This is a genomic window from Maritimibacter sp. 55A14 (assembly GCF_003122205.1).
Classification (GTDB): domain Bacteria; phylum Pseudomonadota; class Alphaproteobacteria; order Rhodobacterales; family Rhodobacteraceae; genus QEYE01.
In genome coordinates this window covers 78,236-94,066 of the sequence record NZ_QEYE01000011.1, presented here as the reverse complement: position 1 = coordinate 94,066, position 15,831 = coordinate 78,236, and the positions used below count along the sequence as shown (strand labels likewise).

Genomic DNA, 15,831 nt, shown 5'->3' with positions numbered 1-15,831 from the left:
GTCCATCCTCTCAGTGGTTGGGGGATCAGCCTTCCTCGAATGGATCCCAATCGTCGTCGGCCTCATCCGGGGCCTCGGTCACGCCGCTCTCCTCGAAGGCTTCGGGCAGCCGTATGTCGGATATCGTGGCGCCGGGAAAGGTCTTCAATGCCGCGGCGACCAGCGGGTGGGCGCTGACCTCGGCGCGCAGGCTGTCGGCCTCGGCGTCGCGGGTCTCGGCGATGGTCGCGCCGCCGCCCGCGCCCACCACGGTGACGCCCCAGCGCACGCCAGTCCAGGTCTGCAACTGACGCGATAGACGGGCGGCCAAGTCGGGGGCGGCGGTTTCCGTTGGCTGGAACTCGATCCGGCCGGGCGCATAGCGCGCCAGCCGTAGATCGTTCTCGACCTCGACCAGCAGCCGCACATCGCGATTGGCACGGATCAGCTCCACCACCTGGTCGAAGCGCGCAAAGCGCGCCAGCGCATCGGCGGCCTCGGGCTGGGTGGCGACGGCCAGCGGCCCGCCGCCGCGCTGCGCGCGGGCGCCGGTGCCGGCAGGGGCGTGGCCCGCAGCGTCAGAGCCACGCGCGCCGGACGCGGCGCCGCTGCGGGCGTTCCCCCCGCCTCCGCCGGCGGGCGGCTGCGGCGGGGGCGGCGTGTCCTGGAGCTTGCGCAGCAGATCGGCAGGGGCGGGCAGTTCCGCCACATGGGTCAGCCGGATCACCGCCATTTCCGCCGCCATCATCGCGTTCGGGGCCTGGGCGACCTCCTCCAGCGCCTTGAGGAGCATCTGCCAGGCGCGGGTCAGCACCCGCATCGGCAGCGCCTCGGCCATGGCGCGGCCGCGCGTGCGCTCATCCGGGCCGATGGTGGGGTCCTCGACCGCCTCGGGCGTGATCTTGATGACGCTCACCCAATGGGTCACTTCCGCCAGGTCGCGCAGCACCGCCATCGGGTCGGCGCCGTCGGCATATTGCGCCGAAAGCTCGGCCAGCGCGGCAGCGGCGTCGCCCTGCATCACCAGATCGAAGAGGTCGAGCACCCGCCCCCGGTCGGCCAGGCCCAGCATCGCGCGGACCTGCTCCGCCCCGGTCTCGCCCGCGCCGTGGGAGATCGCCTGGTCCATAAGGCTCATCGCGTCGCGCACCGACCCTTCGGCGGCGCGGGTGATCAGCGCCAGCGCGTCGGCGGCGATCTCGGCGCCCTCCTTCGCGGCGATGGCCTCCAGGTGCGCGATCATCACCTCGGGCTCGATCCGGCGCAGGTCGAAGCGCTGGCAGCGGCTCAGCACCGTCACCGGAACCTTGCGGATCTCGGTGGTGGCGAAGATGAATTTCACGTGCTCGGGTGGTTCCTCCAGCGTCTTCAGAAGCGCGTTGAACGCGCTGGTGGAGAGCATGTGGACCTCGTCGATGATGTAGATCTTGTAGCGCGCCGACGCCGCCCGGTAATGGACGCTTTCTATGATCTCGCGGATGTCGCCCACCCCGGTGCGCGAGGCCGCATCCATTTCCAGCACATCGACATGGCGGCCCTCGGCGATCGCCCGGCAGGGCTCGCATGTACCGCAGGGCTCGGTTGTCGGGCCGCCCTGCCCGTCCGCGCCCGTACAGTTCAGCCCCTTGGCGATGATGCGCGCCGTGGTCGTCTTGCCGACCCCGCGCACGCCCGTCATGATGAAGGCATGGGCGATCCGGTCGGTGGCGAAGGCGTTCTTGAGCGTGCGCACCATTGCGTCCTGCCCGATCAGGTCGGCAAAACTGGCGGGCCGGTACTTGCGGGCGAGCACCTGATAGGCAGGCGCGGCTGTTTCGGACATCTCGGGGATTCCCTCTCTGTCCATGAAACCTAAATCCGGCATGCCCCCGCTGCAAGCGCGGGATGCCCGGTCGCCTGGTTCGGCACGGACATGCCCTGATCGCGCTCAGCCGGGATAGCCGGCAAGCGTGCGCCCCTCGAACCCCCTGAGAACCGGGCACGCGGTCGTCTGCGCCATCGGGTCCATCCCGGCGGCTTCGGGAAAGAGCCGAAGCACCTCGTCCAGTGTATCCCCGCCGATGGCGTCCTGCGCCATGTCGCCCAGATGCAAGCTCTCGCTCTCCAGCCCGTTCGAATAGATCACCTCGTGCCGGTCGAGCAGCAGATGGAAGTAGCTGACACCGGGCGCGGCGTGATCCGTGACCACAACGCGGTCGTTGCGCAGGTGTTTGACGGCGACCAGCAGTTCCGGCTCGCCAAAGAGCAGTTCCGCGCGCCAGTCGTCGAGGAAGATGCGGTGCTGCGGCGACAGGCAGAGATCGGCAAAGGGGCGTCCGGGTCCGAAAGCGTCGCGTCGTACCCGCACCGGGCGCAGGTCGGAACAGGCGTCCAAAGTGGCACGGTCCAGGTCACGGCGCCCGATCCAGCGCAGCGGCTGCATTCCGTTGTCGCGGGTCCGGAGCATGTCGCCCACCGCCAGATCCTCGACGCGGCGATGGCCCCCGTCGGTCTCGATCAGGGCTCCGCCGGCGAAGCAGACCACCTGGAACACGCTGTCGTAGATGATCGGCGGCGGGTCCTGCAGCAGGTCCTTCTCGCCGCCGTCCTTGACGAAGATCGTGCCGGTCAGAACCTCGCCGCCCGGCCCCGCGAAGGTGAAGGCCAGTTCGTCCGGATGGGCCGGGTCGATCTGCGCATCGATCAGCCCGATGAACTGGATCTCGTCGGACGGGTCGTAGTGATGCAGGTCGATCCGCAATCCGTCCTGCGCGAAGTTGGTCAGGTCGATGGTGACCTTGTCGGCGGCGTTGTCGCTGTTGCGGAAGTCGATCTTGAAGCGGCCGACTTTTCCGCCTGGCGGCGCACCGATCACGACATCGCCGCCGCCCGGAATATCCATCCGGACGTTGTCATTATCCGTTACGACATAGCTGCCACTGCTGAACGCGTTGACGTTCGCCATGAATCCTGCCCGATATCCCGGCGCTTTTATTCTTCGGCCGGTTTAAGGGAAACCTATAAGCCTCTGGCCGGTCTCGCAATTTCTCTTTCTGATTTTCCGAAGTCACGGCGAAAGCGTGGGATTTTTGCACACGCGCCCGCCAAATTGCCGGAGTGTCCGCAACCAGTGCGGGCATCCTGCGTCACGCCAAGGCGCCTCGATTGCAGGTCGTCGCGGCGGATGCGCCCGCAAACCGGGCTGGAGAATGAAGGGAAAGGGTGAGAGGCTGGACAACGACCCAAGCGGGGCTCGTTACGGCTGCTTCCTTCCGGACCTGACCGGGTTGGCGAGGCGCCTGCCCGCGCCAACCTCTCGCCCTTTATCTAGGCAAAGCGGCGCGGATTCGCAACCCGCAGCGATAGGGGCCCGCAAAATCGCCGCCGGCCGTTGCGGCGGAGTTGAAAGCGCGGCGCTGACGCGCCACATAATTCTGGAACGCCGCACCTCCTCCCGGCGCGGCGCTTGTCGGATTGCGCTGCCGGAGCCCCGATATGACAGTTACGCAGACACCCGCCACCCGCACCCCGCCCCGCGGGCAGGTACAGATCTTCCCCGCCGAGGGCGCGGAACTGACCGGCCGGCTCCACCATCCCGGTGGCACGCCGCGCGCCGCGGTCGTGCTGCACGGGGCGACAGGCGTGCCGCAGAGTTTCTACAAGCCCTTCGCCGAATGGCTCTGCCGAAGCCGCGGCATGGCGGTGCTGACCTATGACTACCGCGGCGTCGGCGCGTCGGCCAAGGGGTCCGCCCGCCGGTCGCGCGCGACCATGGCCGATTGGGGGCTGCGCGACCAGCCGGCTGCGCAGGCGGCGCTGGAACGGCTGGTGCCGGGCGTTCCGGTCTGGGCCATCGGCCATTCGGTGGGCGGGTACATGATGCCGTTCCATGCCGAGGCGCGACGGCTGGCGCGCATCATCACCGTGGCCAGCGGCCCGGTGCATCTGCGCGATCATCCCTGGCCCTACCGGGCGCTTGCGACGCTCTTCTGGTATGGGCCCGGCGCGGCGGCCGTGGCGCTGGCGGGCTATCTTCCCGGACGGATCTTCGGGCTGGGGCCGAACTTGCCCAGCGGGGTCTACTGGCAGTGGCGGCGCTGGTGCACACGGCGCGGCTTCTACCGCCGCGACATCGGCCGCAGGCTTCCGGTGCCGGACTGGAAGGCGATCACCGCACCGCTGCGGATCGTCGCTCTGGAGGACGACGTGATGGTGCCGCCGGCGGCGGTGCACCGCCTTGCCTCGCTCTATCCCGCCGCCGCGATCGAGGAGCGCTTGCTGCGTCCCGTCGAGTTCGGCCTGTCGCAGATCGGCCATATCGGCGCATTCGCGCCGCGCGCCCGCGCGCTCTGGCCGGCGCTGGTGGATTGACCCCTCAGAGCCTGAGACGCAAGCGCAGGAAGCCGCCATCCGTGCTGCCCGCCTGTTCCAGCAGCGGCGCCTCAGGCGCATCCAGATAGGCCAGCGCGCCGGGACCACTTTCGAACACTGCACTCGCCCCGGCGACCGGTCGGAATCGCCAGCCCTCCGGCGCGGGGCCGCGCACCGGCCCGATCTCGGCCAGATGGCGCAGGATCACGTCGGGGATCGGCATTTGCGACATGTGGACGATCCGCTCGGGCCCGACGCCGGGAAAGCTTCCGCCGCCGCCAGTGCGGTAGCTGTTGGTGACCAGCAGGACCTCCTGCGCCGGGTCGAGCGGCCGTCCGCCCAACCGCAGCGCTCGGATGCGTCCGGCCTCGGCACCGCGTGGACCACCGCGCCCGTCGAAGGTCGCGGGGCTGCTCAGGTCGAGCTCGTAGGTCAGGCCGCGGATCGTGTCGAAATCGTAACTGGGCATCTCGGGGTTGATCAGCGGCACGTCGCATTGCCCCGGCATGACATGGTTGAAGATCGAGGCGGCCCGCTCCAGCCAGAGGCGCAGCGCCGTGCCGTCCAACCTGAGCACGCAGAGCGTGTTGGGATAGGGATAGAGATCGGCCACATGCCGCATCACGAGCGGCCCCGGCGGGATGTCGATGAAATGCCCCGGTCCGCCCCGCCCGCCCGCCTTGAAGGGCGAGGCCGCCGCCAGCAGCGGAAGACCGGCCAGGGGCGAGCCTTCGAGCGCCCGCGCGGCGTGACGCAACTGCGCCTCGGCGATCAGATCCACGGCACGGGAGGGGCCGATCAGCGCGAAATAGGTGTGCAGCGGCACCTCGGTCCGGCCGATGGGTTGCCGGATATGTACCAGCGTCGCATCATGCGCCGCCGCGACGGCTCGGATCACTTCGGGCGCGGCGGGTACCGGCGCGGTCTTTTCGCCGGGCCCGGCAGGGCCGGCGATGGGACGGGTTTCGACGTGATGCCCTGCCACGCGCCAGGCCCCGCCCTCGCGCGTCAGCAGCAGGTCCATCACTCCCAGATGGCTGCCCCAGCGGCCCGCCATCACCGCGGGCTTGCCGGCGATCGTTCCGCCGCGATGGTCCACCGCTTCGAGACCCGCGAAATCCTCGCCCGGAAAGACCAGGTGGCTGTGGCCGGTCATCAGCGCGTCGATGCCCGGCACCCGCGCGAGCGGAACCGAGGCGTTCTCCATCCCCTCCTGTTGCTCCGCCGGGCCGATGCCCGAATGGCTGAGCGCAATGACGATATCTGCCCCTGCCCTGCGCATCCTCGGCACCCAGGCGCGCGCCGCGCCGACGATGTCACGCGCCTCCACGCGGCCGGCGAGGAACCGGTTGTCCCAGGCCATGATCTGCGGCGGCACAAAGCCGATGAAGCCGATGCGAAGGTCGTGGCGCTGCCCGGCCCCGTCCGTCACCTGCCGGTCGAGCAGCACATAGGGCGCTATTAGCGTGTCGTCCGCGCAGGGGTCCGCGGCCAGCCTGCCGCGCGCGACATTCGCGGTGACCACAGGGAAATCGGCTCCAGAAATCGCGCCCAGAAGGAAATCCAACCCGTAGTTGAAATCATGATTGCCCAGCGTCGCTGCGTCAAAGCCCAGCACGTTCATCGCCTCGATCACCGGGTGCAGGCCGCCGCGTTCCACGGCTTGCGTCTCGACCGCGAGATCGCCCATCGGGTTGCCCTGCAGGAAATCCCCGTCATCGACCAGCAGCACGTTCGGCGCCTCGGCCCGCGCACGGCTCACCAGCGTCGCGACACGGGCCAATCCGGTCGTGTCCGAGGGGCGGTCGCGGAAATAGTCATAGGACTGGATATGCGCATGCAGATCCGTCGTCTCCAGAATCCGGAGATGGACCTGCCCGGGACCAGCCTGGTCTGGAAAGGGGTTCTGCGCGATGACGTGCCTCCGGCGCCGGCGTGTTGAAACATCCTGAGGTTGATTCGCCGGCTTTTGTTATCAAGGTAACAACTGCGTATGGAAGGGTCAGCAAGGGTTTGCCTATTTTCCGGTGCCGTGCCAAAGAGGCCCGCGGGAGGCAGCATGAGACTGGCGGAGACTGTGACATTCGGCGGCTCGGGATTCGACCGCGCGGCAGAGTTGCGCGGCGACGCCGTGACACAGGCCGCGCTGCTGGCCGATCCCGCGGCGCGCGCCCTGCCGGTCTGGCGCGGCAAGCCGCTTCTCGCAGGAGAGGCGGCGCTGGGCTGGGTGGCCCCGGACCACGCGGTATTCGCCGAAGCCCATGACGCGCCGATCTTCCTGGGGCGCGACGCGGACGGCCCGCGTTTCGCCCGCGACATTTCGCGCTGGGAACCGGCGGAGGTCGACGAGGACCAGCTTCGCGCCTTCTTCGACCCGTCGGTGCAGCGCCACCCGGCCCTGCCCGAGGCCTGGTGTTTCGCGGAACTGCGCAGCGCGATGGCGCGGCTCGACGCGCGGGATGCCGAACTGGCCGCCACCGCGCGCGCGCTTTTCATGTGGCACAGGTCGCACCGCTTCTGCTCGCGCTGCGGCGCCCGATCCGAACCCGCCCAGGCCGGCTGGCAGCGCCATTGCCCGTCCTGCGGCGGGCAGCATTTCCCGCGCACCGATCCAGTGGTCATCATGCTCGTGACGCATGGCAATTCGGTCCTGCTGGGCCGCTCGCACCACTGGCCGGAACGGATGTATTCGCTGCTCGCGGGCTTCATGGAACCCGGCGAGACCATCGAGGCCGCGGTGCGACGCGAGGTGGCCGAGGAAACCCGCATCGAGGTCGGCCCGGTGGATTATCTGGCCTGCCAGCCCTGGCCCTATCCCAGCTCGCTGATGATCGGCTGCCACGGCCGCGCGCTCAGCCGCGAGATCACCGTGGACGAAACCGAATTGCAGGACGCGCGCTGGGTCGGCAGGGAGGAACTGGCCGCGTGTTTCGCCGGCGCACATCCCGATATCAGCCCGGCGCGCGAAGGGGCCATTGCCCATTTCCTGCTTCATAACTGGCTTGCGGACAGGCTCGATTGACACGTAAAGCATGAAAACGCGGGGCAATCCGGACAGGCAATGAGATTCACGACACATGAAGATGTTGAAGCGCCGATAGAGTTCGTCTTCGGACAGGTGTCCGATTTCGAGACCTTCGAGCGGTTCGGCCTGCGCAACGGGGCGGAGATCACCCGGCTCGACACACTCGCCGAACAAGGCGTCGGCATGGTCTGGGACGCGCGCGTGTCGATCCGCGGCAAGCAACGCCGCATCAACGCTGAACTCGTGGATTACGAGTCGCCGACCGCAATGCGCTTTCTCGCTGTCTCGGACGGGTTCACGGCGGTCTTCATCGTCGATCTTGTCGGCCTGTCGCGCAAGCGCACTCGGATCGGCATCGACCTGGATATCAAGCCCAAATCCATCTCCGCGCGGCTGATGCTGCAATCGGCGCGGCTGGCCAAAAGTTCGCTGAGCAAGCGATTCAAGCGGCGGGTCGCCAAATTTGGCCGCGAGATCGAGACACGCTTCCGCCGCGCCGAAGGTCTGATCTGACCGCGCCTAGTGGCGACGCGGGTCGGCGGGATAGACCCCGAGAATGCTGACATCGGAGGTGAAGTAATCCAGCTCCTCCAGCGCGAGGCGCACGTTTGCGTCCTCGGGATGACCCTCGATATCGGCATAGAACTGGGTCGCGCTGAACGAGCCGCCGACCATGTAGCTTTCCAGCTTTGTCATATTCACGCCATTGGTGGCGAAACCGCCCATTGCCTTGTAGAGCGCGGCCGGAATGTTGCGCACCTGGAAGACGAAGGAGGTCATCATCCCGTCATCGCCGCGACGGCTGAAGTCGGGCTCGCGCGACATGATCAGGAAGCGCGTGGTGTTGTTCGACTGATCCTCGATATGCCGTGCCAGAACCTTCAGCCCGTAGATCTCGCCGGCCAGTTCGGAGGCAAGCGCGCCCAGCGTCGCGTCGCCCTGCTCAGAGACCAGTTTGGCCGATCCGGCGGTGTCAGCGCCGGTCACGCGGTGGATGCCGTGTTCACGCAGGAAGTTGTGGCACTGGCCCAGCAGCACCGTGTGGCTGATCGCGCGGTCGATACCGTCAAGCGTCGCGCCGGGCAGCGCCAGCAGGTTGATATGCACCCTCACGAAGGCTTCGTCGACGATGTGCAGGCCGGACTCCGGCAGCAGCCTGTGGATGTCGGCCACCCGGCCATAGGTGGAGTTCTCCACCGGCAGCATCGCCAGATCCGCCGTACCGTCGCGGACCATGTCGATCACGTCCTCGAAGGTCTTGCAGGGCACGGCCTTCATGTCCGGCCGTGCATCTCGGCAGGCCTGGTGCGAGTAGGCTCCCGGTTCTCCCTGGAAGGCTATCTTTCTGGTCATCTGGCGCAACTCCGCCGTTCTTTTCGGCTTTCGGGCATATGGTCGCGCCTTCTACACCTTGCATGATGGCAGTGGAAGACGATACATCATCCCGAACGGGACAGGTGGGCTTGCCCACGACAGAATGAAGAGAACGGGCCATGTTCGACACAATGACGATGACAAAGATCACCGGCGGCTTCTGCGGCGCGCTCCTGGTATTCCTGCTGGGCAACTGGCTGTCGGAGACGCTCTATCACACGGGTGGCGGACATGGCGGCGAGGAACATGCCGCCTATGTGATTGAAACCGGCGAGGACGAGGGCGGCACGGCGGAAGCCGAGGAAGGCCCCGAGTTCGCGGAGCTTCTGGCCAGCGCCGATCCCGCCGATGGCGAGAAGGCCTGGGGCAAGTGCCGAGCCTGCCACAGCGTTGAGGACGGCGACAACGGCACCGGCCCGCATCTGCACAACGTGGTGGGACGCGATATCGCGTCTGTCGATGGTTTCGACTATTCGAGCGCCCTGGCCGGGGTAGAAGGCAATTGGGCGCCGGAAGAACTGGCCGCCTGGCTGGAAGACCCCAAAGCCTATGCGCCGGGCAACAAAATGGGTTTCGCGGGCCTCTCCAAGCCGAAGGACCAGGCCGCAATGGTCGCCTTCCTGATCCAGAATTCGCCCGACTACACGCCGCCGGAGCCGGCCCAGGAAGCGGCAGCCGAAGAACCGGCCGCCAAGGAGACCGCCACTGACGAGCCTGCTGCTGAGGAGCCTGCGGCGGAGGAGCCCGCTGCGGAGGAAACCGCATCCGAAGAACCGGCCGAGCAGGAAGCCGCCGCGGCCGAGGACGCAGCGGAGGAAGAGCCCGCCGCGGCGGGCGAGGCTTCGGGTTTCGCCGCGATGGTGGCGAACGGCGACCCGGATGCCGGCAAGAAGGTCTTCCGCAAGTGCCAGGCCTGCCATGTGGCCGACAAGGAACAGAACCGCGTCGGGCCGCACCTGGTTGGCGTGGTGGGCCGCGATGTGGCCTCGGTGGAGGGCTTCAGCTATTCCGACGCGCTTTCCGGCGTCGAGGGCGCCTGGACGCCCGAGAAGCTGAGCGCCTGGCTGGAGAACCCGCGCGAGTTCGCCTCCGGCAACAAGATGAGCTTCGCAGGCCTCTCCGACGAGCAGGACCGCGCCGATGTCATCGCCTATATCGAAAGCCTGTCGAACTGATCCTTCGAGGGCTTGCGACATGCACCGGCCGTCCCCGAGCGGGGCGGCCGTTTTGCTTCCCGCCCCCCGCGCCCCATATCCGCGTCAATGACGCAATCGCGTCTTGAAACCGGCGCGCGTCGCGCACTAGGCTGGCGCGCGGCAGGAAACACGAACCCCGGGGCGGAGGCCTATTCGGATATGACGCAGCACCGAACGCGGGTCGCCATGCTGTCCCGCAGTCAGCCGGAGAAGGCGGTATTCGGCACGGCGCTCCTTTGGCTGGCCTGCATTCTGGCCGCCTTCGCCGTGACAGCGGCCGGCCTGCAGGCTGGGGAGCGGATCATCCGCGCGCATGGCATCTCGGCCTTCGGGGAGCTGAAATACCCGCCCGATTTCGCGCATCTCGAGTATGTCAATCCGGACGCGCCCGTGGGCGGGGAAATGTCGGTCTGGGCCTTCGGCTCCTTCGACTCGATGAACCCCTACACGACCAAGGGCCGCGCGGCGGCGCTGGCCTCGATCTTCTTCGAGTCGCTCCTGCAAACCACCGCCGACGAGGTCGATGCGGCCTATGGCCTGCTGGCCGAAGGGTTGGAATACCCCGAGGATCGGTCCTGGATCACCTTCACCCTGCGCCCGGAGGCACGGTTTTCCGATGGTACCAGGGTGACGGCCGAGGACGTGGTCTATTCCTATGAGCTGCTGCGCGACAAGGGTCTGCCCAGCTTCCGCGCCGTGCTGCGCAAGCAGGTCGTCAAGGCCGAGGCGCTGAGCCCCGACCGGGTGAAATTTACCTTCGCCGAGAACGCGCCCAAACGCGACCTGCCGCTGCTCGTGGGGGGGCTGCCGGTCTTTTCCAAGGCGCATTTCGAAGGCTCCGGCGCCGATTTCGAGGCCTCCAGCATGAACCCTGCCGTGGGCTCCGGCCCCTATATCCTGGGCGAGGTCGATGTGGGTCAGTCCGTCACCTATCGCCGCAATCCCGACTATTGGGGCTGGGATCTGCCGATCAACCAGGGCCGCTACAATTTCGAGGCGCTGCGCATCGAGTACTATGCCGACTACAACTCCGCCTTCGAGGGGTTCAAGGGCGGCACCTACACCTTCCGCAACGAGGCGTCGTCGCTCTCCTGGGCGACGGGCTACGAATTCCCGGCGCTCAAGAACGGCCATGTGGTCAAACGGGAGCTTCCCGACGGCACGCTGGCGCCGGGTCAGGCCTTCATCCTGAACCTGCGCCGCCCGCAATTGCAGGACCCCCGCGTGCGTCAGGCGATCGGGCTGATGTTCAATTTCGAATGGTCCAACAAGACGCTCTTCTACGGGCTCTATGCGCGCATCCATTCTTTCTGGGAAAACAGCGAAATGGCGGCCAGCGGCCTGCCCACCGAGGGTGAGTTGGCGATCCTGGAACCGATGGCCGATATGCTGCCCGAAGGCGTCCTGACGGAACCCGCGGTGATGGCGCCGGTCTCCAACGCCGACCGGCAGGTGGACCGGCGCAACCTGCGCAAGGCATCAAAGCTGCTGGACGAGGCAGGCTGGATCGTCGGCGATGACGGCTTGCGGCGCGACGCGCAGGGCCGGACGCTGCGGGTCGAGCTTCTCAACGACAGCCAGACCTTCGACCGGGTGCTCAACCCCTTCGTGCAAAACATGCGCCGGCTGGGCATTGACGCGCGGCACAACCGCATCGACAACGCCCAGATGACCCGCCGCGAGCGCGATTTCGACTTCGACATGATCGTCGGAAACTTCCCGATGGACCGCACGCCCGGCGGCTCGCTGGAGCAGTATTTCGGCTGCGAGAGCAAGGACACGTCCATTTTCAACAAGGCCGGCTACTGTTCCAAGGCGGTGGACAGGCTGATCGAGGTCGTCAAATCCGCCGAGAGCCGCGACGAGCTGACCACCGCGGTGCGCGCGCTCGACCGGGTGCTGCGCGCCGAACGCTTGTGGGTGCCGCAATGGTTCAAGGACGTGCACACTGTCGCCTATTACGACATGTACGAGCATCCCGACCCGTTGCCGCCTTTCGCGCTGGGGCATCTGGATTTCTGGTGGTTCAACGCCGAGACGGCCGCCAGGCTCAAGGCCGCGGGGGCGCTCTGAACCGATGGGCGCCTATATTCTGAGACGACTGCTGCTGATGATCCCCACTCTGCTGGGCATCATGATCATCAACTTCACCCTGGTGCAGTTCGTCCCCGGCGGGCCGATCGAACAGATCATCGCGCAGATGGAGGGCCAGGGCGACGTCTTCCAGAACATCGCCGGCGGCGGCAACGAGGCCGGGGCGATGGACATGGGCGGCAATGGCGACAGCGGCTATTTGGGCGCGCGCGGCCTGCCGCCGGAGTTCATCGCCGAACTGGAGGTGCAGTTCGGCTTCGACAAGCCGCCGCTGGAGCGGTTCCTCAACTTGATCTGGGGCTATCTGCGCTTCGATTTCGGGGAAAGCTATTTCCGCTCCATCTCGGTCATCGACCTGGTGCTGGAGAAGATGCCGGTATCGATCTCGCTGGGGCTCTGGTCGACGCTGATCGCCTATCTGATCTCGATCCCCCTGGGTATCCGCAAGGCGGTGAATGACGGCTCGCGCTTCGACACCTGGACCAGCGGCGCGATCATCGTGGGCTACGCGATCCCCGGCTTTCTCTTCGCGATCCTCCTGCTGGTCCTCTTCGCCGGCGGATCCTACTGGAAGATTTTCCCGCTGCGCGGCCTCGTCTCCGACGAGTGGGCGGACCTGTCGCTGCTGGGCAAGATCGCGGACTACTTCTGGCACATCACACTGCCGGTCATCGCCTCCACCATTTCGGCCTTCGCGACGCTGACGCTCCTGACCAAGAACAGCTTCCTCGACGAGGTCAAGAAGCAATACGTGATGACTGCCCGCGCCAAGGGGCTGGCGGAACGCCGCGTGCTCTATGCCCATGTCTTCCGAAACGCGATGCTGATCGTGATCGCGGGCTTCCCGGCGGTCTTCGTGGGCGTCTTCTTCGGCGGCTCGCTGATCATCGAGACGATCTTCTCGCTCGACGGGCTGGGGAGGCTTGGCTACGAGGCCGCCGTCGCGCGCGACTATCCGGTGGTCTTCGGTACGCTCTACATCTTCGGGCTGATGGGCCTGGTCGTCGGGCTCTTTTCGGACCTGATGTATGTCTGGATCGACCCGCGCATCGACTTCGAAAGCCGCGAGACATGATCGAGCTGAGCCCCCTCAACCGACGCCGCCTGCGGAATTTCCGCAAGAACCGCCGCGCCTCCTGGTCGCTGGTTCTGTTCTGCCTGCTTTTCGGGCTGTCGCTCTTTGCCGAGTTCCTGGCCAATGACAAGCCGATCCTGGTGAATTACCGGGGCGAGTGGCGGATGCCGATCTTCCAGTTCTATCCCGAGACGGCGTTTGGCGGGGATTTCAAGACTGAAGCATATTACACCGATCCCGAGGTCGAATGCCTGATCGTCACTGGAGGGCTGGAATCCTGCTTCGACGACCCCGAAGGGTTGATCGCGGATGCCGCGGACGGCATGGTGAACGGCGCGGAGATCGAGAAGGGCTGGCTGCTCTGGCCGCCGATCCCCTATTCCTTCAACACCGTGGCCAGCGACCTCGCGGGCCCCGCGCCCTCGGCACCGGATGCCAATCACTGGCTGGGCACCGATGACACCGCCCGCGACGTGCTGGCGCGCGTGATCTACGGCTTCCGCCTTTCGATCTTTTTCACGCTGGTGGTCACGCTCGTCACCTCGCTGGTGGGGATCGCGGCGGGGGCGGTGCAGGGTTTCTTCGGCGGCTGGCTGGATCTCGTCTTCCAGCGCCTGATCGAGATCTGGGGCGCCACGCCGCAGCTTTACGTCATCATCATCGTTTTCGCGATCGTCGAGCGTGGATTCTGGCTGCTGGTCTTTCTGACCGCGCTTTTCGGATGGACTGCGCTGGTGGGCGTCGTGCGCGCGGAGTTCCTGCGCGCGCGCAATTTCGAATATGTCCGCGCCGCCCGCGCACTGGGCGTGTCGAACCGCGTCATCATGTTCCGCCACGTCCTGCCCAACGCGATGGTCGCCACGCTGACCATGCTGCCCTTCATCGTGACCGGCACGATCGGGCTGCTGGCCACGCTGGACTTCCTGGGCTTCGGGCTGCCTTCCTCGGCGCCGTCGCTGGGCGAGTTGACGCTCCAGGCCAAGCAGAACCTCCAGGCGCCCTGGCTGGGCTTCACCGCCTTCTTCACCTTCGCGATCATGCTGTCGCTGCTGGTGTTCATCTTCGAAGGCGTGCGCGACGCGTTCGATCCCAGAAAGACCTTCCAATGAGCCAAGCGGACACGGTTCTCGACGTGCGCGACCTGGCCGTCACCTTCAACCAGGACGGCGAGGAGACCCATGCCGTGCGCAGCGTCAGCTTCACCGTGCGGCGGGGCGAAACGGTGGCGCTGGTGGGCGAGAGCGGCTCCGGCAAGTCGGTGACGGCGCTCTCCACCGTGGCGCTGCTGCCAGCCAGCGCGCAGGTGTCGGGCTCGGTCACCTATGAGGGCGCGCAGATGATCGGCGCCCCGCGCGAACGGCTCAGACAGGTCCGCGGCAACGATATCAGCTTCATCTTCCAGGAGCCGATGACCTCGCTCAATCCGCTGCACACGCTGGAAAAGCAGATCGGCGAGAGCATCGAGTTGCACCAGGGGCTGCGCGGCGCGGCGGCGCGGCGGCGCATCATGGAGCTTCTGGAAAAGGTCGGCATCCACGAGCCGGAGACGCGGCTGAAATCCTACCCGCACCAGCTCTCGGGCGGGCAGCGGCAGCGCGTTATGATCGCGATGGCGCTGGCCAACGGGCCGCATCTGCTGATCGCCGACGAGCCGACGACCGCGCTCGACGTCACCATCCAGGCGCAGATCCTCGAACTTCTGGCGGAGCTGAAGCGCGCCGAGAACATGAGCCTGCTCTTCATCACGCATGACCTGGGCATCGTGCGGCGCATCGCCGACAGGGTCTGCGTGATGAAGGATGGCGAGATCGTGGAATCCGGCCCCACGGCCGAGATTTTCGACAGTCCGCAGCACGCCTATACGCGCAAACTTCTCGGGGCGGAGCCGTCGGGAAAACCCGACACTGTTCCGGACACCGCGCAGCAGGTCGTGCGCACCGAGGATCTGCGGGTCTGGTTCCCGATCCATCGCGGTTTCCTGCGCCGGGTGGTCGGCCATATCAAGGCGGTGAACGCCGCCAGCATCGATGTGCGCGAGGGCGAGACGCTGGGCATCGTCGGCGAGAGCGGGTCCGGCAAGACCACATTGGCGCTGGCCATCATGCGGCTGATCTCCTCGGAAGGCGCGATCCGCTATGCCGGGCAGAATATCCAGGGCTGGAAATCGAAGGAGCTGCGCCGCCTGCGGCGCGACATGCAGATCGTGTTCCAGGATCCGTTCGGCTCGCTCTCGCCGCGCATGTCAGTGGGCCAGATCGTGGCCGAGGGGCTGACCGTCCACAACATCGACCCGGACCGCGACCGCCGTGAACTGGTCGCCGAAGTGCTGGAGGAGGTCGGACTGCGCGCCGACATGATGGACCGGTATCCTCATGAATTCTCCGGCGGGCAGCGGCAGCGGATCGCGATCGCCCGCGCCATGATCCTGCGTCCCCGGCTGCTGGTCCTCGACGAGCCCACATCGGCGCTCGACATGACAGTGCAGGTGCAGATCGTCGATCTGCTGCGCCGGCTTCAGCGGAAATACGGGCTGGCCTATCTCTTCATCAGTCACGATCTGCGCGTGGTCCGCGCCCTTGCGCACAAGGTGATCGTCATGAAGGAGGGCGACATCGTCGAGGCCGGCCAGAGCGCCGCGATCTTCGACGCGCCGCAGACCGTCTACACGCGCGCGCTGATGGCCGCGGCCTTCGACCTCAAGCCCGTGGTGGAACCCGCCGCGGCGGGCTGACGCGCCC

At 66.8% G+C, this 15,831-nt stretch carries 12 protein-coding genes and 1 other RNA gene; 8 read left to right on the top strand and 5 right to left on the bottom strand.

Going from position 1 to position 15,831, the window contains the following annotated elements:
• Positions 1 to 25: 25 nt before the first annotated feature.
• From DDZ14_RS11180 to ffs, 3 genes are all read right to left on the bottom strand, one after another.
• Positions 26 to 1,801, bottom strand: coding sequence for a DNA polymerase III subunit gamma/tau (locus DDZ14_RS11180; protein WP_109425059.1), 1,776 nt, complete (start codon positions 1,799 to 1,801; stop codon positions 26 to 28).
• Positions 1,802 to 1,906: 105 nt separating this feature from the next.
• Entirely contained in the window at positions 1,907 to 2,923 is a 1,017-nt protein-coding gene (locus DDZ14_RS11175) for a Hint domain-containing protein (protein WP_109425058.1), read from the bottom strand.
• A gap of 255 nt (positions 2,924 to 3,178) precedes the next feature.
• Positions 3,179 to 3,277, bottom strand: an RNA gene (gene ffs, locus DDZ14_RS11170) — signal recognition particle sRNA small type.
• Positions 3,278 to 3,453: 176 nt separating this feature from the next.
• Between ffs and DDZ14_RS11165 the strand changes: the two genes are divergently transcribed.
• Complete coding sequence (locus DDZ14_RS11165; RefSeq protein WP_109425057.1) at positions 3,454 to 4,329, top strand: alpha/beta fold hydrolase; 876 nt, start codon at positions 3,454 to 3,456, stop codon at positions 4,327 to 4,329.
• A 4-nt stretch (positions 4,330 to 4,333) separates the two neighbouring features.
• Here DDZ14_RS11165 and DDZ14_RS11160 read toward each other — a convergent pair whose 3' ends face one another.
• Entirely contained in the window at positions 4,334 to 6,244 is a 1,911-nt protein-coding gene (locus tag DDZ14_RS11160; RefSeq protein WP_109425056.1) for a bifunctional 2',3'-cyclic-nucleotide 2'-phosphodiesterase/3'-nucleotidase, read from the bottom strand.
• 144 nt (positions 6,245 to 6,388) lie between these two features.
• Between DDZ14_RS11160 and nudC the strand changes: the two genes are divergently transcribed.
• Both nudC and DDZ14_RS11150 read left to right on the top strand, forming a co-directional pair.
• Entirely contained in the window at positions 6,389 to 7,351 is a 963-nt protein-coding gene (gene nudC, locus DDZ14_RS11155) for an NAD(+) diphosphatase (protein ID WP_109425055.1), read from the top strand.
• A 39-nt stretch (positions 7,352 to 7,390) separates the two neighbouring features.
• Positions 7,391 to 7,867 carry an SRPBCC family protein gene (locus tag DDZ14_RS11150; protein ID WP_109425054.1) on the top strand — a complete coding sequence of 159 codons (477 nt, stop codon included), beginning with the start codon at positions 7,391 to 7,393 and terminating at the stop codon, positions 7,865 to 7,867.
• 6 nt (positions 7,868 to 7,873) lie between these two features.
• On the opposite strand, the gene DDZ14_RS11145 is transcribed toward DDZ14_RS11150, so the two are convergent.
• On the bottom strand, positions 7,874 to 8,707 hold the full coding sequence (locus DDZ14_RS11145; RefSeq protein ID WP_109425053.1) for a prephenate dehydratase: 834 nt from the start codon (positions 8,705 to 8,707) through the stop codon (positions 7,874 to 7,876).
• A 140-nt stretch (positions 8,708 to 8,847) separates the two neighbouring features.
• Here DDZ14_RS11145 and DDZ14_RS11140 point away from each other — a divergent pair, with 140 nt between their 5' ends.
• From DDZ14_RS11140 to DDZ14_RS11120, 5 genes are all read left to right on the top strand, one after another.
• Complete coding sequence (locus tag DDZ14_RS11140; RefSeq protein WP_109425052.1) at positions 8,848 to 9,903, top strand: cytochrome c family protein; 1,056 nt, start codon at positions 8,848 to 8,850, stop codon at positions 9,901 to 9,903.
• Positions 9,904 to 10,110: 207 nt separating this feature from the next.
• Positions 10,111 to 11,997: an extracellular solute-binding protein gene (locus DDZ14_RS11135; protein ID WP_369914913.1), complete on the top strand. Its 1,887-nt coding sequence runs from the start codon at positions 10,111 to 10,113 to the stop codon at positions 11,995 to 11,997.
• Positions 11,998 to 12,001: 4 nt separating this feature from the next.
• Positions 12,002 to 13,093, top strand: coding sequence for a microcin C ABC transporter permease YejB (locus tag DDZ14_RS11130; RefSeq protein WP_109425050.1), 1,092 nt, complete (start codon positions 12,002 to 12,004; stop codon positions 13,091 to 13,093).
• Entirely contained in the window at positions 13,090 to 14,202 is a 1,113-nt protein-coding gene (locus tag DDZ14_RS11125; RefSeq protein WP_109425049.1) for an ABC transporter permease, read from the top strand. The genes DDZ14_RS11130 and DDZ14_RS11125 overlap by 4 nt, the downstream gene beginning before the upstream one ends.
• Complete coding sequence (locus DDZ14_RS11120) at positions 14,199 to 15,824, top strand: ABC transporter ATP-binding protein (RefSeq protein WP_109425048.1); 1,626 nt, start codon at positions 14,199 to 14,201, stop codon at positions 15,822 to 15,824. Before DDZ14_RS11125 ends, DDZ14_RS11120 begins: the two co-directional genes overlap by 4 nt.
• Positions 15,825 to 15,831 lie beyond the last annotated feature (7 nt).